The sequence below is a fragment of the Rhizobium sp. P1_B8 genome (assembly GCF_056406515.1).
The window spans coordinates 263,037-283,564 of the sequence record NZ_JBFTZZ010000006.1 but is presented as its reverse complement, the minus strand read 5'-3'; the positions used below and the strand labels follow the sequence as shown (position 1 = coordinate 283,564).

General features: G+C 61.4%; 24 protein-coding genes. 12 read left to right on the top strand and 12 right to left on the bottom strand.

Annotation, left to right across the window (positions count from 1 at the left end; all coding sequences use genetic code 11):
* Window positions 1–59 precede the first annotated feature (59 nt).
* The gene (gene dut, locus AC1D2N_RS11010; RefSeq protein WP_018244455.1) at window positions 60–530 is read left to right on the top strand and encodes a dUTP diphosphatase; all 471 of its coding nucleotides are present in this window, start codon (window positions 60–62) and stop codon (window positions 528–530) included.
* Complete coding sequence (locus AC1D2N_RS11005) at window positions 530–1,009, top strand: hypothetical protein (protein ID WP_130653478.1); 480 nt, start codon at window positions 530–532, stop codon at window positions 1,007–1,009. The genes dut and AC1D2N_RS11005 overlap by 1 nt, the downstream gene beginning before the upstream one ends.
* Window positions 1,010–1,082: 73 nt before the next feature.
* Here AC1D2N_RS11005 and AC1D2N_RS11000 read toward each other — a convergent pair whose 3' ends face one another.
* The gene (locus AC1D2N_RS11000) at window positions 1,083–1,547 is read right to left on the bottom strand and encodes an Lrp/AsnC family transcriptional regulator (protein WP_018244453.1); all 465 of its coding nucleotides are present in this window, start codon (window positions 1,545–1,547) and stop codon (window positions 1,083–1,085) included.
* 99 nt (window positions 1,548–1,646) lie between these two features.
* On the opposite strand from AC1D2N_RS11000, the gene AC1D2N_RS10995 reads away from it, so the two are divergent.
* A complete protein-coding gene (locus AC1D2N_RS10995; protein ID WP_197728282.1) occupies window positions 1,647–2,561 on the top strand; it encodes a DMT family transporter in 915 nt (304 codons plus the stop codon).
* Between the two features lie 44 nt (window positions 2,562–2,605).
* Here the strand turns inward: AC1D2N_RS10995 and AC1D2N_RS10990 are convergent, their stop codons facing one another.
* On the bottom strand, window positions 2,606–3,124 hold the full coding sequence (locus AC1D2N_RS10990; protein WP_018447826.1) for a Dps family protein: 519 nt from the start codon (window positions 3,122–3,124) through the stop codon (window positions 2,606–2,608).
* A 233-nt stretch (window positions 3,125–3,357) separates the two neighbouring features.
* Between AC1D2N_RS10990 and AC1D2N_RS10985 the strand changes: the two genes are divergently transcribed.
* Window positions 3,358–3,975: a LysE family translocator gene (locus tag AC1D2N_RS10985; RefSeq protein WP_128408388.1), complete on the top strand. Its 618-nt coding sequence runs from the start codon at window positions 3,358–3,360 to the stop codon at window positions 3,973–3,975.
* Window positions 3,976–4,120: 145 nt separating this feature from the next.
* Entirely contained in the window at window positions 4,121–5,083 is a 963-nt protein-coding gene (gene cysK, locus AC1D2N_RS10980) for a cysteine synthase A (protein WP_018244449.1), read from the top strand.
* Here the strand turns inward: cysK and AC1D2N_RS10975 are convergent.
* From AC1D2N_RS10975 to AC1D2N_RS10950, 6 genes are all read right to left on the bottom strand, one after another.
* Window positions 5,080–5,667: a hypothetical protein gene (locus AC1D2N_RS10975; RefSeq protein WP_130653476.1), complete on the bottom strand. Its 588-nt coding sequence runs from the start codon at window positions 5,665–5,667 to the stop codon at window positions 5,080–5,082. The genes cysK and AC1D2N_RS10975 overlap by 4 nt on opposite strands.
* A gap of 421 nt (window positions 5,668–6,088) precedes the next feature.
* Window positions 6,089–7,621, bottom strand: a complete 1,533-nt coding sequence (locus AC1D2N_RS10970; protein ID WP_130653475.1) for a YifB family Mg chelatase-like AAA ATPase — start codon at window positions 7,619–7,621, stop codon at window positions 6,089–6,091.
* A gap of 230 nt (window positions 7,622–7,851) precedes the next feature.
* Window positions 7,852–8,799: a glutathione synthase gene (gene gshB / locus AC1D2N_RS10965; RefSeq protein WP_018447873.1), complete on the bottom strand. Its 948-nt coding sequence runs from the start codon at window positions 8,797–8,799 to the stop codon at window positions 7,852–7,854.
* 146 nt (window positions 8,800–8,945) lie between these two features.
* A complete protein-coding gene (locus AC1D2N_RS10960; protein ID WP_130653474.1) occupies window positions 8,946–9,968 on the bottom strand; it encodes an ABC transporter permease in 1,023 nt (340 codons plus the stop codon).
* Complete coding sequence (locus tag AC1D2N_RS10955) at window positions 9,952–11,472, bottom strand: sugar ABC transporter ATP-binding protein (protein WP_130653473.1); 1,521 nt, start codon at window positions 11,470–11,472, stop codon at window positions 9,952–9,954. Before AC1D2N_RS10955 ends, AC1D2N_RS10960 begins: the two co-directional genes overlap by 17 nt.
* Before the next feature lie 91 nt (window positions 11,473–11,563).
* Window positions 11,564–12,550, bottom strand: coding sequence for a sugar ABC transporter substrate-binding protein (locus tag AC1D2N_RS10950; protein ID WP_130653472.1), 987 nt, complete (start codon window positions 12,548–12,550; stop codon window positions 11,564–11,566).
* Between the two features lie 334 nt (window positions 12,551–12,884).
* On the opposite strand from AC1D2N_RS10950, the gene AC1D2N_RS10945 reads away from it, so the two are divergent.
* The gene (locus tag AC1D2N_RS10945; RefSeq protein WP_130653471.1) at window positions 12,885–13,904 is read left to right on the top strand and encodes a LacI family DNA-binding transcriptional regulator; all 1,020 of its coding nucleotides are present in this window, start codon (window positions 12,885–12,887) and stop codon (window positions 13,902–13,904) included.
* 29 nt (window positions 13,905–13,933) lie between these two features.
* Here the strand turns inward: AC1D2N_RS10945 and AC1D2N_RS10940 are convergent, their stop codons facing one another.
* The 4 genes from AC1D2N_RS10940 to AC1D2N_RS10925 form a co-directional block, all read right to left on the bottom strand.
* Window positions 13,934–14,437 carry a cupin domain-containing protein gene (locus AC1D2N_RS10940; protein WP_130653470.1) on the bottom strand — a complete coding sequence of 168 codons (504 nt, stop codon included), beginning with the start codon at window positions 14,435–14,437 and terminating at the stop codon, window positions 13,934–13,936.
* Between the two features lie 118 nt (window positions 14,438–14,555).
* Window positions 14,556–14,924: a YraN family protein gene (locus AC1D2N_RS10935; protein WP_018447878.1), complete on the bottom strand. Its 369-nt coding sequence runs from the start codon at window positions 14,922–14,924 to the stop codon at window positions 14,556–14,558.
* A complete protein-coding gene (gene rsmI, locus AC1D2N_RS10930) occupies window positions 14,914–15,831 on the bottom strand; it encodes a 16S rRNA (cytidine(1402)-2'-O)-methyltransferase (protein ID WP_130653469.1) in 918 nt (305 codons plus the stop codon). The genes AC1D2N_RS10935 and rsmI overlap by 11 nt, the downstream gene beginning before the upstream one ends.
* On the bottom strand, window positions 15,828–15,998 hold the full coding sequence (locus AC1D2N_RS10925; protein WP_165403106.1) for a hypothetical protein: 171 nt from the start codon (window positions 15,996–15,998) through the stop codon (window positions 15,828–15,830). Before AC1D2N_RS10925 ends, rsmI begins: the two co-directional genes overlap by 4 nt.
* 93 nt (window positions 15,999–16,091) lie before the next feature.
* On the opposite strand from AC1D2N_RS10925, the gene dnaN reads away from it, so the two are divergent.
* The 6 genes from dnaN (at window position 16,092) to AC1D2N_RS10895 (ending at window position 20,484) form a co-directional block, all read left to right on the top strand.
* A complete protein-coding gene (gene dnaN / locus AC1D2N_RS10920) occupies window positions 16,092–17,210 on the top strand; it encodes a DNA polymerase III subunit beta (RefSeq protein ID WP_018244437.1) in 1,119 nt (372 codons plus the stop codon).
* Window positions 17,211–17,263: 53 nt separating this feature from the next.
* Window positions 17,264–18,175: a DUF72 domain-containing protein gene (locus AC1D2N_RS10915; protein ID WP_130653468.1), complete on the top strand. Its 912-nt coding sequence runs from the start codon at window positions 17,264–17,266 to the stop codon at window positions 18,173–18,175.
* 95 nt (window positions 18,176–18,270) lie between these two features.
* Window positions 18,271–18,870, top strand: a complete 600-nt coding sequence (gene pmtA / locus AC1D2N_RS10910; RefSeq protein WP_028731727.1) for a phospholipid N-methyltransferase PmtA — start codon at window positions 18,271–18,273, stop codon at window positions 18,868–18,870.
* Between the two features lies 1 nt (window position 18,871).
* Window positions 18,872–19,453, top strand: coding sequence for a histidine phosphatase family protein (locus AC1D2N_RS10905; protein WP_130653467.1), 582 nt, complete (start codon window positions 18,872–18,874; stop codon window positions 19,451–19,453).
* Window positions 19,454–19,459: 6 nt separating this feature from the next.
* Window positions 19,460–20,167 (top strand): orotidine-5'-phosphate decarboxylase, encoded by a 708-nt coding sequence (gene pyrF, locus AC1D2N_RS10900; protein WP_113541801.1) that lies wholly within the window; start codon window positions 19,460–19,462, stop codon window positions 20,165–20,167.
* Between the two features lie 29 nt (window positions 20,168–20,196).
* Entirely contained in the window at window positions 20,197–20,484 is a 288-nt protein-coding gene (locus AC1D2N_RS10895; protein WP_003544731.1) for a DUF1330 domain-containing protein, read from the top strand.
* Window positions 20,485–20,528 lie beyond the last annotated feature (44 nt).

The following is a 20,528-nucleotide window of genomic DNA, read 5'->3' as shown; positions in this document are numbered from 1 at the left end:
AGCGACTAAAGGCCGACTTTGCAATTGACCTCGGCGTCGCGCGCGCAAAGTAATGGCCCATGAACATTCATCACGACGTCAGCCCCAGGCTGAAACTCATCCGCCTGCCGAATGGCGAAGGCCTCGATCTGCCCGCCTATGAAAGCAAGGGGGCGGCCGGCATGGACCTGCGCGCTGCCGTTGACGAGGCAGCACCGCTGACGCTTCTGCCCGGCAAACGGGCGCTGGTGCCGACCGGCTTCATCTTCGAGATCCCCGAGCATTTCGAGGGACAGGTGCGGCCGCGTTCCGGCCTTGCCTTCAAAAACGGCATCACCTGCCTGAATTCGCCTGGTACCGTCGACAGCGACTATCGCGGCGAAGTGAAGGTGCTGCTCGTCAATCTCGGCGAGGAAGCCTTCGTCATTTCGCGCGGCATGCGCATCGCCCAGATGGTGATCGCGCCGGTGACCCAGGCACGGGTGGTGGAGATCACCGAGGCAAGCGAAACGGTGCGCGGCGCAGGCGGTTTCGGCTCCACCGGCGTCTGATGGCACAGCGCCTCGACAGCGCGGGCCTGACCTTCCGGCAGGATTATTTCGGCGACCCCGCCGGCTGGGCGGCGCTGGTCTGCCTGCTCAGGGATATTTTCGGCATCGATATCGGACCGCTGCAACAGCTCGGCGGCCCCGACCCCACCAGCATGCCCTTCGGCTGGAACACCCGGCTCGATCCCGATATCCGCATCAGCTTCCTGGAAGACCGGCAGGCGGCGATCGCATGGAAGATGGATGAGGCAGGCCGCTTCAGCCTCCTCGACGTCGTGGCGGCTGACATACCGTCGCTTGCAGCGATCCTTGGCGGACTGGAGATCGCCCCCGCCTCTGTCGAAGTGCTTTTCCGTCCCGACAAGCTCGGCTGGGACGGTGTTCCGCAACCGTTGGAAAGCGGCACGAGGTTGATGCTGCGCGGGCTCGGCCATGCCACCCCGGATTTTCCGGCGATGTTGTCGCCGATGGCGGAATTCTAGAGCAGTTCCAGCAAAACTGCGCAGCGGTTTTGCGACCGGAATGCGCAAAAACAAAAAGGCGTTTCGCCGCCCCCTATTTCCGCCGGGAAAGCGGCGGCAGGCGGCGTTTGACGGGCGAGGCCTTGATCATCGCGGTGTTGGTCTCCGCCCTTTCGGCAACCCGGTCGAGGATGCCGTCGAGATCGGCCATGGAGCGGATGACCAGGCGGGCGATAAAACAATCATCACCCGTCACCTTGTCGCATTCGATGATTTCGGGAATTTCCTCGATGATGCGCTCGACGATGTGCAACTGCCCCGGCAGCGGACGCACGCGCACGATCGCCTGCAGGGGATAACCGACGGCGGCGGGATCGAGATCAATGGTGAAGGCCTTGATGACGCCACGCTCCTCCAACCGCCGCAGGCGCTCGGCCGCACTCGGCGAAGAGAGGCCGACCTGCTGGGCCAGTTCCTTCAGCGAGATCCGCGCATTCCCGGCCAGCGCCTCCAGAATGGCCTGATCAATTTCGTCGAGCGATTGCACATCATTAGCCACGGCGAGATATTCTCCTCTTATGATTAGGCAACATCGATCATCTTCCTTCTTATCCTTATATAAAATCGCCTATCGCCGCAATATTCTTATGCCACCGAAATGGAGGCAATCATGGGCAGTGACATCAAAAGAGGCACGGTGGAAATGACGGCAGCGATGCTGATCTCGGGGACGATCGGTTGGTTCGTCGTCATGTCGGGCCAGCCTGTCAGCGGCGTGGTCTTCTGGCGCTGCCTGTTCGGCGCGCTCACTTTGCTTGTCATCTGCCGTGCTCTCGGGCTGCTGCGGCCAGGCATCATCACGCTGCGCGCCTTCGGCATCGCCATATCAGGCGGTATCGCCATCGTCTTGAACTGGCTGCTGCTGTTTGCCTCCTACTCGCATGCGACGATCTCGATCGCGACGACGGTTTACAACACCCAGCCTTTCATGCTGCTCGTGCTCGGCGCGCTTTTTCTCGGCGAGAAGATCACGGCCACCAAGCTGTTCTGGCTGACACTCGCCTTCGCCGGCATGATTGCCATCGTCGAGGCAAAACCGGGGACAGGCGGGGCGGCATCTGACGGTTACGGCCTCGGCATCCTGATGGCGCTCGGTGCCGCCTTCTTCTACGCGCTCGCCGCCCTTGCCGCGAAATGGCTGAAAGGCACGCCGCCGCATCTGATCGCGCTCATCCAGGTCGCAACCGGCATGCTGATGCTGGCGCCGATGACCGATTTTTCTCATCCGCCCGGCGATGTCGGATCCTGGGCGATCCTGGTGACCGTCGGCGTCGTCCATACCGGGCTGATGTATGTGCTGCTCTACGGTGCGATCCAGAGGCTGCCGACGCATCTCACGGGCGCTCTGTCCTTCATCTATCCGATCGCGGCGATCCTGGTCGACCGGCTGGCCTTCGGCCACGCGCTGCAGCCGATGCAGATCGCAGGCGCCGCGATCATTCTCCTTGCCGCCGCCGGCATGAATCTCGGCTGGACGCCGCGCTGGCTGCGGCCGCGGGCGGTGGAGAGCTGAACCGGGCGTTCGATCGGGATGGCCGAGACGCCCGGTTGCCGACATTACCTCTGCGGGCGCGTCGTTTCGAACAGGAACCAGGTGCGGCGCTCGCCCTCGTCGATCCAGTTCTCGATCAGGCTGGCGGTTGCGACATCATTGTGCTCGTCGCAAAGGCCATGCACTTCGCGCAGCAGCGAAACGAGTTGAGCGTTGTCCTCGCGCAGTTCCGACAACATGTCTTCGGGCGTGACGAAATCCGCGTCATTGTCCAAAAGGCGCTGCTGGCGAGCGATCTGGCCGATGGAGCGGAGCGTCGTGCCGCCGATCTTGCGGGCACGCTCGGCAATGTCGTCGGTCATCGCGAAGATCTGTTCCGCCTGTTCGTCGAGCAGCAGATGATAGTCGCGAAAATGCGGGCCGGACATGTGCCAATGGAAATTCTTGGTCTTCACATAAAGCGTAAAGACATCGGCGAGCAGTGCGGTCAGCGCCGCCGAAATATCGGTAATGGCGTTGGTCGGCAGGCTGGACGGCGTCTTGAGTGGCGAAAGCCTGCGGGTTTCGGCTGGCGTATGGGACATTTAATCTCTCCTTGGTGATGAAAATCTCTAGCGCCACCGGCCGGGACAACCGCGGCGGGCCGCGCTGATCGCGCATTTGCAGAGAGAGAAATAGCAAGGCCGGGTCGCTTTCCAAGTAGATCATGGTCTAGCAGACCTATTCCTTATGGTTATGGACCGATCAGCGCCAAAGCATTGATGAAGAAGCGGCGCTTGCCTATAGATGGGCGGTGGAAGCCCTGAGGGTTAAGAAGATGAGCCTCACCGTCCTGATCACCTATGCCGGAGCGCTGTTCATCGCCGCGGCCATTCCGGGACCCGGGATTACCGCAATCGTCGCGCGTGCGCTCGGCTCGAATTTCCGCGAGACCTTCTTCATGGGTCTCGGCCTGGTGATCGGCGACATGACCTATCTCACAGCGGTCATTCTCGGCCTTGCCTTCGTGGCGCAGACCTTCACCGAGGTGTTCATAACAATCAAGATCGCCGGCGTCCTCTATCTCGGCTACATCGCCTGGAAACTCTGGACGGCGGGGCTGCTGCCGCAGGATATTGCGGCACGGAAATCGACCAATATCGGCCTGTCCTTCCTCTCCGGCCTGCTGGTGACGCTCGGCAATCCGAAGACGATGCTCTTCTATGTCGCCCTGGTGCCGACGCTGATCGATATCGGCAATATCGGGCTACGCGACTATGCGATCCTGCTCGCCGCCACCTTCGTGGTGCTGATCGTCGTGCTTGTGCCTTATATGCTGCTTGCCTCGCGGGCCCGCACGATGCTGAGAGAGCCGCGGGCCTTGCAGGCGCTGAACCGGGTTGCCGCCGGCATCCTCGCCGGCACGGCAGCCTTCATCGCCACGCGGGCGGCCTGAAATAAACATTCGGCAAGAAACGGTTATCAAAGGTTTTTTTCTCTCCTGACCGCTCCTCCAGGTCGAACGCGGTCTGGCCTAGACGGGTCTTTGACCCTATTCTCCCCCTCGATTTCAGGAGCAGGATTTCAAAGGGAGAGCATCCATGTCGCACAAGCCCGGCCGCGGCCGCATCTATTCCTCGATCACCGAGACCATCGGCGACACGCCGCTCGTGCGCTTCGACAAGCTGGCGCGGGAAAAAGGCGTCGTGGCGAACCTGATCGGCAAGCTCGAATTCTTCAACCCGATCGCATCCGTGAAGGACCGTATCGGCGTCGCGATGATCGAGGGCCTCGAAGCGCAAGGCAAGATCACCCCCGGCAAGACGGTGCTGATCGAGCCGACCTCCGGCAATACCGGCATCGCGCTCGCCTTTGCCGCCGCCGCCAAGGGCTATCGGCTGATCCTCACCATGCCGGAGACGATGTCGGTCGAGCGCCGCAAGATGCTGGCGCTGCTCGGCGCCGAGCTGGTGCTGACCGAGGGGCCAAAGGGCATGAAGGGCGCCATCGCCAAGGCCGAGGAACTGGCGTCCTCCCTTCCCGATGCCGTCATTCCGCAGCAGTTCGAAAACCCTGATAATCCCGAGATCCACCGCAAGACGACGGCCGAGGAAATCTGGAACGATACCGACGGCACGGTCGATATCGTCGTATCGGGCATCGGCACCGGCGGCACGATCACCGGCGTCGGACAAGTGCTGAAGAGCCGCAAGCCCGAGATCAAGATCATCGCCGTCGAACCGGCCGATTCGCCGATCCTATCCGGCGGCAACCCCGGCCCGCACAAGATCCAGGGCATCGGCGCCGGCTTCGCGCCAAAGATCCTCGATACCGGCATCTATGACGAAGTCGTCACCGTTTCCAACGACGAGGCCTTCGAACAGGCACGCCTCGTCGCCCGGCTCGAAGGCGTGCCGGTCGGCATCTCCTCGGGTGCAGCACTGACCGCCGCCATCAAGGTCGGCATCCGTCCCGAGAACGCCGGCAAGAACATCGTCATCATCATCCCGTCCTTTGCGGAGCGTTATCTGTCGACGGCGCTGTTTGAAGGGCTCGGGAGCTAAAGGTGGCTATGGCGGGGCCTTTCCGCCGGCAATTTATCCTGCAGAATATCGGGGCGCTTCGGCGCCCCATCATTTGTGCCGTCACCTGCATCCCAATCGACGTGGGACGAAAGTTCTGTGGCAGTCCGTAATAACGATTGTCGATGTCCACCTGAGCTCGTTGAATGCAGGTGTTTGCCAACCTTCGCCATGACTTCCGCCAGCGTCGCGGTCAAACGATTCAGCTCAGTGTGCTCTCTCGTCCGCTCCGGAGCATAGCGCGATATGATGTACTCACGCTTTGCTGTCATTGCCTCGAGATGCAAGGCAGTCTTCTTTCTCAGTTTAAGTTTGGCAACGAACAAAGGCTCAGCGAGATTGTGCATCCGTTTTCGTATTTCTTCTGGAGCAACGCCTTCATGGCGCAGGAAGGCATTTAAGTAGAGTTCGATAGCGTGAATGGCGCACATTCGAGCTGGAGCAATGGATATTGCAACTCGCTTCTGACCCTTCCCGAACGGGAATTTCGAAGCGAGAGAGTAGGCATTCGCTAAGTCTAGAACCTCCGATGGGTTAGCGTTCGAGCCCGGATATTCGTTACTCATCTACATCCCCGGCAGATTTTCTTATCCGTCACCTCCGATCGACTATGTCGAACGGACCGACATCCTTCTCGAAATTTTTTCAGCCTAATCTAATATTGTAAATAGCGACGAAGTGAGGAGAGGCCCTTACCCCTAACGGATAAGCAACGCAGATGTTTAAATCGGCGTCCTAGGCAGCTTCGGCACCGCTTTTGGCAGGTCAGCCCCTGCCAAGAGCATTCGCGGCCGGCAGCGCGCCATAACGGCAGCGATCAATCGTTCCGTCGGGGTTGGGTTCGCGGACAGCGACATAATCTCATAATCCGGCAGCGCACCGGCGGGGATTTCGCTGAGGGCAGCATCAGCGCCAGCGCGATCGGCAGATCGGTGAGCGGCCTGACGACTAGTACTTCAAAATATCTACGCGCATCCGCCCTTCTTCTTAAGCCGCAGCCGTCAGCCTTTCGCCGGCGATGCGGTAGGAGATCGCTTCGGCGAGATGGATGCGGCCGACCGTCGGCTTGCCGTCGAGATCGGCAAGCGTGCGGGCGACCTTGAGCACGCGGTGGTAACCGCGGGCGGAGAATTTCATCTTCTCGGCGGCGTCGCGCAGCAACTGCAGGCCGCTGGCATCGGGCTCGGCCAGTTTCTCGATCATCGCGGTCGAGCAGCGGGCATTGGTGCCGATGCCCTTGGCGCCGGTGCTTTCGAAGCGCTCCTGCTGGATTGCGCGGGCGCGGGCGACGCGGCGGGCGACATCGGCGCTGGTTTCAGCCGCCATCGGCCGGATGAGATCGGCAGCGGAGACGGCCGGCACATCGATGCGGATATCGATGCGGTCCATCAGCGGGCCGGAGATGCGGGCCTGGTAATCGCTCATGCAGCGCGGCCCGCGGGCACAGCTATGGCCCGGCTCGCCGGCCATGCCACAGCGGCAGGGGTTCATCGCCGCGATCAGCTGGAATTTCGCCGGATAGGAGACGCGGTGATTGGCACGGGCAATGACGCATTCGCCGCCTTCGAGCGGCTGGCGCAGCGCATCGAGCGCCTGCGGCGTAAATTCGGGGAACTCGTCGAGAAACAGCACGCCGTGATGGGCAAGCGAGGCTTCGCCTGGACGGGCGCGCAGGCCACCGCCGACGAGGGCTGCCATGGTGGCGGAATGATGCGGGGTGCGGAAGGGCCGGCGATCGGAAAGCTTGCCGCCGGAGAGCTGGCCGGCGATCGAATGCACCATCGAGACTTCAAGCAGCTCGGCGGCCGAGAGCGGCGGCAGGATCGACGGCAACCTGGCTGCCAGCATCGACTTGCCGGAGCCCGGAGGACCGACCATCAGCAGATTATGGCCACCGGCGGCCGCCACCTCGAGCGCCCGCTTGGCGCTTTCCTGACCCTTGATCTCGGCGAGATCCGGCAGGTTTGCGGCATTGGCGCGGATCGACGCCTCCGGCCTGGATAGGACTTGCGTGCCGCGGAAATGATTGGCAAGCGCAATCAGGCTGCGGGGTGCAAGGATATCGACGTCGGCGCCTGCCCAGGCGGCTTCGGCGCCGCTTTCGGCGGGGCAGATCAGCCCCTTGCCGAGCGCATTGGCGCCGATCGCGGCCGGCAGCGCGCCTGATATGGCGGCGATCGTGCCGTCGAGATTGAGCTCGCCGACGACGACAAAATCGGACAGCGCATCGGCGGGAATGGCGCCGAGGGCAGCCATCAGGGCAAGCGCGATCGGCAGATCGAAATGCGAGCCTTCCTTCGGCAGGTCAGCAGGCGCCAGATTGACGGTCACCCGCTTCGCCGGCAGCGCCAGGCCGGAGGCGTGGAGGGCGGCCTGCACGCGCTCGCGGCTTTCGGCAACCGCCTTGTCAGGCAGGCCGACGATCTGCATCCCGACCTTTCCGGGAGCGACCATGACCTGGACCTCGACCGGCACACCTTCGATACCCTGAAATGCAACCGTACTGACACGCGCGACCATCAACCCATCCCCTTGCCGCAAACTTTTATATACCGCCCTGCAGCCATTTTCGATGCATGTCGTGGTCCCAAAACCGCTGCACAGTTTTGGGCGACATGCATTAGGGCCAGCGGTTGCAATCTGGCATGGAAGCCGGAATAAAACAAGAACAATCAAAGAACATAGTCAAGCATCCGCTGTGACCTTGGTTGCGCTCGGTCGCGGGACCAGAACGGTCATGGGCGGCTGGCTCAGCCGCGCTTGCGCTCGATCGCATCCCAAAGCAGGGCTGCTATATCGGCACCGCCGAACTTCTTCACCTCGCGAATGCCTGTGGGCGACGTGACGTTGATCTCGGTCATGTAATCGCCGATCACATCGATGCCGACGAGCAGGAAGCCGCGCTCCCTCAGCGCCGGGCCGATGCGGGCGCAGATTTCCTGTTCGCGCGGCGTCAGCTCGGTCGCCTCGGCGCGGCCGCCGACATGCATGTTGGAGCGGCTGTCGTGTTCGGCCGGCACGCGGTTGATGGCGCCGGCGAATTCGCCGTCGACCAGGATGATGCGTTTGTCGCCCTTGCGCACGTCGGGCAGATATTGCTGGGCGATGAAGGGTTCGCGGAAAAGCTGGCCGAACATTTCGAGCAGCGAAGAGAGGTTGCGGTCGTCGCGGGTCGAATGGAAGACGCCGGCGCCGCCATTGCCGTAAAGCGGCTTCAGGATAATATCGCCCATCTCGTCGCGGAAGCGGCGGATCTCGGCGGCATCCTTGGTGATCAGCGTCTTCGGCATCAGATCGGAGAATTCGGTGACGAAGATCTTCTCCGGCGAATTGCGCACCCAGGCCGGATCGTTGACGACGAGCGTCTTCGGGTGGATGCGCTCGAGCAGATGCGTCGCGGTGATATAGGCCATATCGAAGGGCGGATCCTGGCGCAGCAGCACGACATCCATGGTCGCGAGGTCGACGCGCTCCGGCGCGCCAAGCTCGTAGTGATCGCCCTTGACGTCGCGCAGCACCATCGGCTCGACGCTGGCATAGAGCCGGTTGTCGCGGAAGCTCAGGCGGTCGGGGGTGTAATGGAAGAGCCTGTAGCCGCGCGCCTGCGCTTCCAGGCTCATGGCGAAGGTGGAATCACCCGCGATATTGATGCTTGCGACATGATCCATCTGGACCGCTACATTGGTGATCTTGGCCATTTCCATCCCTCGCTGAATGCCGGACAGATGTAGGTCGGCCAGATATCAAACGCAACGGCCAATCAAGGGCTTCGGCACTGGAGCATTTTTGTTTTTTGCGCAATTCCGGACACAAAACCGCTGCGCAGTTTTGCTGGAATTGCTTTTCACCGCGTTTCGAGTTTCCGCATCAAACGGCCGCGATAGCTATCGAGAATGACGGCGAGCACGATGACGGCGCCGATGACGATCGGCTTGATATTGTCGTCGGCGCCCAAGAGCTGCAATCCCGTCGACAGCACCTGCAGAATGCAGGCACCGACCAGAGTGCCGACAATCGAGCCTTTGCCACCCGAAAGGCTGGTTCCGCCGATGATGACGGCGGCGATGGCATTCAACTCATAGCCGATGCCCGCAACCGGGCTGCCGACATTGAGACGGAGCAGATAGACCATGGCCGCAATGCCGGCCGTCAGCCCTGAGATCGTGAAGACCGCAATCTTGTACCGTTTGGGCTCATGCCCCGACAGCCGGACAGCCTCTTCATTGGTGCCGATCGCGAAGACGAAGCGCCCGAAGACGGTGTAGCGCAGCACGAACCAGCCGATGAGGACGACAACGATCGCAATCAGAAAGATCGACGGAAATATGCCCCAGAAGATCAGGTTGCCGAAATCGACGAAAGGCTGAGGCAGGCCGGTGATCGTGGAATTGTCGCTGACCACGCGCGCCAGGCCGCTCGCGACGTTCAGCATGCCAAGGGTGACGATAAAGGAAGGAAGCTTCCACTTCTCGCAAATCCACCCGTTGACAGCGCCAAGGGCAGCACCCGTGCCCATCGACGCAAGACATGCGAGAACAATCGCCTGCCATGGCGAAAACGTCGGATTGATCATGATCGTCGCACCGATGACCGTGCAAAGGGCAAGCAGCGACCCGACCGAGAGATCGATGCCGCCAACGAGGATGACGAAGGTCATGCCCGCAGCAAGCACGGTGTTGATGGCAATCTGCACGAAGATCTTCAGGAAGTTCTCCGGCGTTGCGAAATAGGGCGCCGTCGCCGAGAAAAACGCCAGGATCAGAATGAGGGCAATGGCGACGCCCGCCTCCTTCAGCGAGATCCGGATAAGCTTGTCCCAGACGCTCACCTCTTTCGCCTCGGTCTGTTTTTCAATGTTGGCGGACACGACTGTACTCCTTGTAGGCGAGCGAAAGGATCCTGCTCTCGTCAAATTGTTCCCGAACTATTTCGCCCGATATCTTGCCGTCGGAGAATACGATGATGCGATGGCAAATGCCCATGAGCTCCGGCAGATCCGAAGAGACGACCAGAACGCCTTTTCCCTGAGCCGCAAACTTCCACAGAAGCTCATAAATCTCGGCCTTTGCACCGACGTCGATTCCACGGGTCGGCTCATCGAAAATCAGCACTTTGGGACCGCGGAACAGCCATTTTGCAATGACGACCTTTTGCTGGTTGCCGCCGGAAAACGTCCTGACGGCCTGATGGATGGACGGGGTCTTGATGCGCAGTTCGCGCACGAGGCGCTGCGAATGATCATCCTGCGCCCTTCGCATGATCAAGCCGTTGCGGGAGATCTTCGCGAGATCGGTTATGGTGGCATTTTCGGCGCAGCTCATATCGAGCATCAAGCCCTGCATCTTGCGGTCTTCGGTTGCCAGGCAGAGCCCGGCAGCAACGGCATCCTTCGGCGAATGGATCGCAACCGGCTCGCCATTCACGCGAATTTCGCCGGCCGCTTTGGCATCGGCGCCGAATATGGCGCGAACCGCTTCCGTCCGACCACTGCCGACAAGCCCGGCAATGCCGACGATTTCCCCCTTCGCCACGGAAAATGACAGTTCCGGACTGTTTCGCGTCACCTTCAGGCCGGACACGCCGAGCGCCTCGCCGGACACGGTGCTGTCGCTGCGAAAAATGCCATGATCCGAAAGCTTCCGCCCGACCATGAGTTCGACGATGTCAGGAATCGCAAGTCCCGCCAGCGGACGCGTGATCACATGCTGGCCGTCGCGCAGCACCGTCACATCGTCACCGACGTCAAAGATCTCCTCCAGCCTGTGAGAGATGTAGAGCGTGGTCACGCCACGCCGCTTCAGGCGCTTGAGAATTTCAAAGAGGCGATCGACCTCCTTGGAGGTCAGGGTTGCCGTCGGTTCGTCGAGAACGAGAAGCTTGCTTTCGTAGCAAAGCGCCTTGGCGATCTCGACCAGTTGAAGCTGGGCGACGCTGAGGCGGCTCGCCAGTGTCGTCGGGGTCACGTCGAGGCCGACCTCTTCCAGGAGTTCCGCCGCTCTGCTGTTCATCGCCTTATAGTTCACCAGGCCGTATCGGCGCGGCAGATGCTCAAACAGCAGGTTTTCTGCCACCGTGAGGTTGGAAAGCGGATGCAGTTCCTGGTGAATGACCCGGATGCCCGCCTTGAACGCCTCCAGCGGCGAGGCCGGATGGTATGGTTTGCCGTCAAACTGGATGTGACCGTCATCCGGCCTGAAGACACCGCCGAGCAAGTTGATCAGGGTCGACTTTCCAGCACCGTTCTCGCCCAGAAGAACGTGGCCCTTGCCGCGGCCGATCCGCATGGAGACATCCTTGAGCGCCACGACGCCCGGGAAGCGCTTGCCGATCCCTTCCAGCCTCACAATCTCATCATCTGCTGCGTCTGACACGTCGACCTCATGCACGCTCGCGCCGGCCGCAGCCGGCGCTTCCGGTACACTGCCGCGCGTCTTTTCAGACACGCGATGCGGGCGATCTCGACTATTTGAGATCCGCTGCGGTGACCAGCTTGATGTCGGTCTTGACCCAGCCGGTGAATTTCTCGCCGGCAAGTTCACGCATGCCATACTGGATGCCGAGGACCGCCATCTGCGCACCATACTGTTCGACGGTGGCAAGCATCTTGCCATCCTTGATCAGCGGCTGGACCGGCGGAATGTTGTCGAAGCCGACAACCTTGATCTTGCCACTTTGGCCGGTCGCATCGAGCGCCTTGACGACGCCGAGGGCCATCGAATCGTTGGCTGCCATAACGCCCTGAATATCCTTATATTTCGTCAGGAAATTCGTCATGACGGTATTGGCTTCTTCCGTCTCCCAATGAGCCGTCTTGCTGTCGAGAAGCTCGAGCTTGCCCGTCTTGACGGAGTCTATGAAGCCTTCCTTGCGCTCCTTGGCATTGTCGGCCTCAGGGTTACCCTCGAGGATCACGACCTTGGCGCCGGGTCCCAGATCCTTGGCAAGCGCATCGCCCGCAAGCGTCGCCCCGCCCTTATTGTCAGGCCCGAAGAAAGCGAGATCGATACCGGCTTTCTTCTTCGCATCGGCATCGAGCGGAACGTCGATGTTGATGACCTTGACGCCAGCCTTGACCGCCTTTGCCAGCGGGGTTGCCATGGCCTTTGAATCGGCCGGCGCGACAACGATGATATCGTATTTCTGCGTGACGAAGTTTTCGACGGCATCGACCTGAGAAGCGAAATCACGCTCGTCCTTCATGCCGACGGCCTTGAAGTCGAACTTGTCCTTGTTCTCGGCCGCATATTTGTCGGCGCCGGCCTTCATCTGCTTGAAGAACTCATTGGACAAGGATTTCATGATCAGGCCGACCTTCGGCTTACCGGCCGCAAAGGCAGGCGACACGCCACAGGACAGCGCAAGCACCAAGGTGCCGGCAAGTCCGAGCTTCAATGCCGCACGGCGCGGCGCATTGATCAAGACGGATTCACGCTTCATAGAATTGGACATTTTTTCCTCCGAACGGCCCTGGGCTCAGCTCCACCTGAGTTGCCTGCGGCAATGAACCGTTTCCAACGACATCTGGGTAGCACGCCCCTAGAAATTGTCAAGCAGTGGAAATCAAGCCAAACGCCGGCTTAGACTCGTACACTTGGCCTGTATCGGTGTGCATGTGATGAACCGTTTCCATTGAGCGTTGGCCCACGCTCATGCTATGGAGACTGGCGGTCAATATTGAGATGCAGCCCTTTGACGAGGGCGGTAAAGACCATTAGCTGGAAGCTTCGATCAGGCGCCCTTCGGTGTCTTCCGAAGGCGCAGAGAAAGGGCCACTGTTTCCGTTATGTCAAAGGTCGGGATTCGAGAGGTTGCCAAGCTTGCGGGAGTTTCCACCGGGACCGTTTCGCGAATTTTGAATGATCATCCCTCGGTGACGAAGGAGTTGCGGGCGCGCGTCACAGCGATCATCAAAGACCTCGGCTATACGCCCGACCCGTCGGCGAGAAGCATGCGCGGCAAGGTCAGCCGCCTCATCGGCATCGTCATTCCGGATCTGACCAATCCCTTCTTCGCGGAACTTGTCCAATCGGCGGAACAAGCGGCGGCAAATCACGGCTATAATATCATCGTCATGACGTCGTTTGATCATGCGGCCAAGGAGGCTGACCGCATCAAACAGCTGACAAGCCGTAAGGTCGACGGCATCATGCTGGTTCCCAGCAATGATTTCCACACACTCAAGCTGCCGAAGGGATTGCCGATCGTCGTCGTCGACCGGCTTATGCCAGGGTATTCCGGCATTGCCGCCGATCACCGCAATGGCGTTCGTCTTGGCGTCGAGCATCTTTTGCAGCTCGGCCATCGCCGCATCGGCTTCATTTCGGGGCCCGGGCACTCCGTCCCCGCCAACGATCGACTCAGGGGCTATCTCGATGCAATCGAGCAGGCGAGGGAACAGGCAGACGGCAGACGAATGGCAGGACCACCGCTGATTGCCGAGGCGGCCTTCGACTACGAGAGCGGCCGTTCCGCGGGAAATTATCTTCTGGCCCGCGCGCGAAACGAGCGGCCGACGGCGATCTTTGCAAGTTCGGACCAGCAGGCAATCGGCTGCATGCGGGCAGCGCATGATCTGGGAATCCCGATACCTGCAGCCCTTTCGATCCTCGGCTTCGACGGTATCCCGCTCGCAAGCATGACAACGCCACGCCTGACGACAGTGAAGCAGCCGATTCAAGACATAGCCGCAGCGGCGGTGGCCGTTCTGTTAAACAAGCAAACCGCGCCCGAGCTCGACAATCCGATCCTATTCGCTTGCGAGATCTTGAAGGGCGAAACAACCGCTTCGCCTCAGCCTGATTAGCGCGTAACTCCCAAAATCGAAATCGATCTTCAGGCAGCGATGCCCTGGTTGCCGCCGTTGCGCAGCATGTTGCGGAGGCGGTAGGCGATCGCCAATGGCTTCGGGAAGGGTTTGCGCAGGAAGGCGACCTTGCGGACGTAATTGTCGACCCGCCAGCTCGCCCAGGTTCCACCGGCGAAAAAGGCGACGTCGCCGGCGCGCAAGGTGCGTTCGGTGCCATCCTCGGCAGTGATATGCACCTCGCCTTCGAGGATCATCACGGTCTCGTCCCAGCCGAAGCGCCAGCGGAATTCACCCGCCGTGCAATCCCAGATCGCCGTCAACGACGCTTCGTCATGGCCGCGCGAGTGTTCGGCGGTGCGCGCCTGCGGATTGCCGCTGACGATCCAGTCCGGATTGATCGGTGTCGGCTTCAATGGCAGCAGATCGCTCGCATGCGCGACGAAGGATTTCCCGGCCGGCTTCGCCACGGCATAAGGCGTGGAGCGCGCGGCCATGGCGACCGCACTTGCAAGCATCAGCTTCCAGGCCATGAAACAATCCCCAATTGTTATCCCTACCGAGATTTGTGGTAGCAGAGAGTCGTAAGAACCTCGTTCACGCGGGAACTAAAAGTTTAACGATTCGAAAACGGATTGGACCATAAAGGCGCTAAAACGCATCCAGAAAGTGCCGCGGCAGGCGGCCGGGCATGATCGCCACGATATCATAGCGCTGGGAAAGGCGAGCCTGATCCGCCTGGCGGGCGAGCCAGAGATCGCTTGCCGCCCGTATCCGCTTCTGCGCGGCGATAGAGACGGCATCGACCGCCGCGGCCTCGCCATGGCGGGCCTTGACCTCGACGAAGACGGCGAGATCGCCCTTGCGGGCAATAATATCGATCTCGCCGAGCCGGGTGCGGTGTCGCAGAGCCAGGATGCGATAGCCCTTCAGCATCAGGAAGGCGGCCGCGACATATTCCGACATGCGGCCCCGGCGCAGCGCCTTCCTCCTGATGGCGGTGAGATCATTATCGCCCATCGGCGTTCTTGATCTCCAGCAGGCGCTGGTAGAGCACCTTGCGAGGCAAGCCGGTGAGGCGGGCGGCCTCGGTGGCGGCGCTTGCCGTCGGCATTGATTTCGACAGGTCGGCCAGCATGGCTTCGACATCGGCCTCATCAGTCTCGACCGGCTCCGGCGGACCGATCACGAGGACGATCTCGCCCTTGACGTTTTCCACCTGCTGATAATGGGCCGCCAGCTCGGCAAGCGTGCCGCGACGGAACTCCTCATAGGTCTTGGTCAGCTCGCGGCAGACGGAGGCGGGCCGCGTGGCCCCGAGCACATCGGCGGCGGCCAGAAGCGTTGCAACGATGCGGTGCGGCGATTCAAAGAAGATCAGCGTCGCGGGTGCGGCGGCAAGTTCACCGAGACGGTCGCGGCGGGCCTTGTCCTTGGCCGGCAGGAAACCGGCGAAAAGGAAGGCATCGTTCGGCAGGCCGGAGCCGACAAGGGCTGCGAGCGGCGCAGAGGCGCCGGGAATGGGAATGACGCGGTAACCTGCCGCAATCGCCTGCTGCGCCAGCCGATAGCCGGGATCGGAGACCAGCGGCGTGCCGGCATCGGAGACCAGCGCCACCGAACGCCCGGCTTCGAGCGCCTGCAGCAGCCTGGGACCGGCCTCGTCGGCATTGTGCTCATGATAGGCGAAGGGGCGGTTCTGGATGCCATACCGATCGAGCAGCACGCGGGTGACGCGCGTATCTTCGCAGGCAAGCACGTCGGCGCCGGCCAGCGTTTCGAGCGCCCGCAGCGTGATGTCGCCGAGATTGCCGATGGGGGTGGCGACCAGATAGAGCGCCGGCTCCAGCGGCCGCGCCGGCACCGTTGCATTGTGCAGGCGAAAGCTTCGCCGGGTGGCGGCATCCGCTGTCGTTTCCTCATTCATGCCATTTGCTTTCGTCCCGCCGGCTCGTCGCCGACATCGAAGCCTTTATGGGCGAGCCGCACCGCTTCGGCAAGGGTTCGGATTTCTGTGAGCATTGCTCTGGAAAACCGCAAATGCAGGGGTGCCGACGTCCATGCCTCTTGCAAAGCAATGCTGAAGTCTGCCATTTTGCCCGTCCACTCCCCCGGCCTCAAGCCGGGACAGCATTCTTCGGGTGCTCGACGCGCCCGGACAGTCACGGTCGAAAGCGGTAGCATCCCATGCGTATTACTATTGAGCGGTCAAACCTGTTGAAATCGCTGAACCACGTCCACCGCGTGGTCGAACGTCGCAACACGATCCCGATCCTGTCCAACGTACTGCTCAAGGCCGACGGCCAGAAGCTCGACATGAAGGCGACCGACCTCGACCTCGAAATCACCGAGGCGACACCTGCTAGCGTCGAGCAGCCCGGCGCCACTACCGTTCCCGCACATCTTCTCTACGATATCGTGCGCAAGCTTCCCGACGGCTCGGAAGTGCTGCTTGCCACCAGCACCGACGGCGGCGCGATGACCGTGCAGTCCGGCCGCTCGAAATTCTCGCTGCAGTGCCTGCCGGAGTCAGACTTCCCTGATCTCACAGCCGGTACCTTCACACATTCCTTCAAGCTGAAGGCGACCGATCTGAAGATGCTGATCGACCGCACGCAGTTCGCGATTTCGACGGAAGAGACGCGTTATTATCTCAACGGCATCTTCTTCCACACGATCGAGAGCAATGGCGAGCTGAAACTCAGGGCGGTTGCGACCGACGGCCACCGGCTGGCGCGCGCCGATGTCGATGCGCCCTCCGGCTCCGAGGGCATGCCCGGCATCATCATTCCGCGTAAGACGGTCGGCGAATTGCAGAAGCTGGTCGACAATCCCGAAACGACGGTGACCGTCGAGGTCTCCGACGCCAAGATCCGGCTGACAATCGGCTCGATCGTCATGACCTCGAAACTGATCGACGGCACGTTCCCGGATTATCAGCGCGTCATCCCCACAGGCAACGACAAGGAAATGCGCGTCGACTGCACGACCTTCGCACAGGCGGTCGACCGCGTCTCGACTATCTCCTCCGAGCGCGGACGCGCCGTGAAGCTGGCGCTTTCCGAGGGGCAGCTGATGCTGACCGTCAACAATCCCGATTCCGGCAGCGCGACTGAGGAAGTCGCCGTCGGCTACGACACGGACGCGATGGAAATCGGCTTCAACGCCAAATACCTACTCGACATCACCGCCCAGCTTTCCGGCGAGGAAGCGATCTTCCTGCTTGCCGATGCCGGCTCGCCGACGCTGATCCGCGACACGGCGGGCGACGACGCGCTCTACGTGCTGATGCCGATGCGCGTCTGAGGGGAACGAAGGCGACCGCTTGCCGTTTTCCTCCTGTCAAAACGGAGGATCCCATGACCAAAAAGACGGGAACGGTGCGCATCGGCATATCCGGCTGGACCTATGCGCCCTGGCGCGGCCGATTCTACCCGAAGGATCTGCCGCAGAAGCAGGAGCTTTCCTACGCCGCCCGCCACTTCCGGTCGATCGAGATCAACGGCACCTTCTACGGATTGCAGCGGCCCGAAAGTTTCGGCCGCTGGCGCGACGAGACGCCGGATGATTTCATCTTCGCGGTCAAGGGACCGCGCTTCATCACCCATATGCTGCGGCTGCAGAATATCGAGACGGCGCTCGCCAATTTCCTCGCCTCCGGCCTTCTGCGGCTTGGTCCCAAGCTCGGGCCGATCCTCTGGCAATTGCCGCCGAACATGGCCTTCGATCCATCCCTTTTCGAAAGCTTTTTGTCGCTGCTGCCGCATGACCGCGACGCGGCGATAGCGCTTGCGAAGCGTCACGACTGGCATATCAAGGGACCGGCCTGGCTTAAAAGCGACGGACACCAACCGATCCGCCATGCGCTCGAAATCCGCCACGAGAGCTTCCGGTCACCCATCTTCATCGACATGCTGAGGCGTCACAAGGTCGCTCTCGTCTGCGCCGATACGGTGAAATGGCCGCTGCTGATGGATATCACCGCCGATTTCGTCTATTGCCGCCTGCATGGCTCGGAAAAGCTCTATGTCAGCGGCTACGAGGACGAAGCCCTCGACATCTGGGCGCAACGTATCCGCGCCTGGGCCACGGGCGGAGAACCAGAGAATGCGACGCGGGTGCTGGCGCCCGTAGCGGCGCGCACCAAGGGCCGCGACGTTTATCTCTACTTCGACAATACCGACGTGAAGCTGCGCGCGCCTGTCGACGCCGATCACCTGGCCGAAAGGCTGGCCGATCTTATGCCCGGTTCCGCGCCGAAAGCCGCATGAACTGTTGATGCCGATGTCCTTGTTGCGAAAATCCTTGTCCCTTAAGCGACAAGCGGCATATTAAGGCATTCGATCAACATGCGGATGGGTGGAGAATGAGCTTACGGGTCAAGGTGAAGGAACGGTTCGGGAAGAGGTTCGACGACGAGATCCGCTTCTTCCGAGGCATGATGCAGGGGCCGAAGACGGTGGGCTCGATCGTGCCGACCTCCTCGATCACGGCGAAGCGCATGGCAAGCGTCGTCGATATCCATTCCGGGCTGCCGGTGCTCGAACTCGGGCCGGGCACGGGCGCCATCACCAAGGCCATCCTCGGCCGCGGCGTTCGTCCGGAAAATCTCGTTGCGATCGAATATTCGACGGATTTCCACAAACATCTGCTGCGGACCTATCCCGGCGTGCACTTCATCAACGGCGACGCTTTCGATCTTCAGACCACTCTTGGCAATTTCGGCGGTCTCACCTTCGATTCCGTCGTCTCGGGCATTCCGCTTCTGAATTTCCCTATGGCGAAGCGCATCTCGCTGCTCGAAAGCCTGCTCGATCGACTGCCGGCCGGCCGGCCGATGGTGCAGATTTCCTATGGGGCGATCTCGCCGATCGCCGCCAATCCCGACCGCTACCATATCCAGCATTTCGACTTCGTCATGCGCAACATTCCGCCGGCGCAGCTCTGGATCTATCGGCGCGGCTGAGATGTTCGGGATCTACATCACTCATCCGCAGGTCAGGATCGACGCCAACGTGCCGGTGCCAAAATGGGGGCTTTCCGATGTCGGCGCGGCACGTGCCCGCAAAGCGGCAGAGAGCGGCTGGGCCAGGCAGTTGCAGCGCATCGTCTCCAGCGACGAGACGAAGGCGATCGAGACGGCCGAAATTCTGGCGGAGGCTTCCGGCGTGACGATCGAGATCGTCCCCGCCATGCACGAGAACGACCGCTCAGCCACCGGCTTCCTGCCGCCGCCGCAATTCGAAGAATCGGCCGACTGGTTCTTCGCCCATCCGGAACAAAGCTTCAAGGGCTGGGAGCGGGCCGTCGACGCGCAGGCCCGCATCGTCGAGGCTGTCAATGCGGTTCTCGCCACCCATGATGCGACGGCGCCAATCGCCTTTGTCGGCCATGGCGGCGTCGGCACGCTGCTCAAATGCCATCTGGCGGGCAGGCCGATCTCCCGCGACCGTGACCAGCCGGGCGGCGGCGGCAATCTCTATGCTTTCGGTCTTGCGGATCGCCGCTTATCATGCGACTGGACACCCATCGAAGACTGGCAGGGGTGACTTCAGATGGACGCACGCGAGCGGTTGATCGTCGGCCTGGATGTTCCAACGATCGACGAGGCGGAAAGACTGGTTTCCACGCTCGGCGACGACATTCTCTTCTACAAGATCGGCTATCAGCTGGTCTTTGCCGGCGGCCTGGAATTCGCCCGCGATCTTGCCGCCAGCGGCAAGAAGATCTTTCTCGACATGAAGCTGCTCGACATCGACAACACCGTTGCCTCCGGCGTCGAGAACATCGCCAAGATGGGCATGTCGATGCTGACGCTGCATGCCTATCCGAAGGCGATGAAGGCGGCGGTCGAGGCCGCGGCCGGCTCCGGCCTCTGCCTGCTCGGCGTGACCGTGCTGACCTCGATGGATGCCGATGACCTTGCCGATGCCGGCTACAGCCAGGATCCGCACAGCCTGGTGCTGCGCCGCGCCGAACAGGCGCGCGCGGCCGGCATGGGCGGCGTGGTCTGCTCGGCGGCGGAAGCGGCTGAGGTACGCGAAATCGTCGGACCCGAGATGGCGATCGTCACCCCCGGCATTCGCCCTGATGGTAGCGACAAGGGCGACCAGAAGCGGGTGATGACGCCTTTCGACGCGCTGAAGGCGGGAGCGACGCATCTCGTCGTCGGCCGGCCTGTCGTCAAGGCGCCGGATCCCCGAGATGCCGCCCGCGCCATCCTCAGCGAGATGGTGACGGCACTCTGGCCGGCAAACCGCTGATAGTTTTCAACGACAAAAGGGAGAAGACCATGGCCAAGGGATATTGGATCGCCCGCGTCGACGTTCGCGATGCCGAGCGCTACAAGGATTATGTGGCGGCCGCCAAGCCGGCCTTCGAAAAGTATGGCGCGAATTTCCTGGCGCGCGGCGGCGCCTTCACCGAACTCGAGGGCAAGGCGCGCGTCCGCAACGTGGTGATCGAATTCCCGTCGATGCAGCATGCGGTCGACTGCTACAATTCGCCGGAATACCAGATCGCCGCGAAAATCCGCCAGGAAGTCGCGGATGCTGAAATGGTCGTCGTCGAAGGGGTCTAGAGCGGTCTCGCATCCCGCAAAACTGACGGTACGATAGGCCTTCC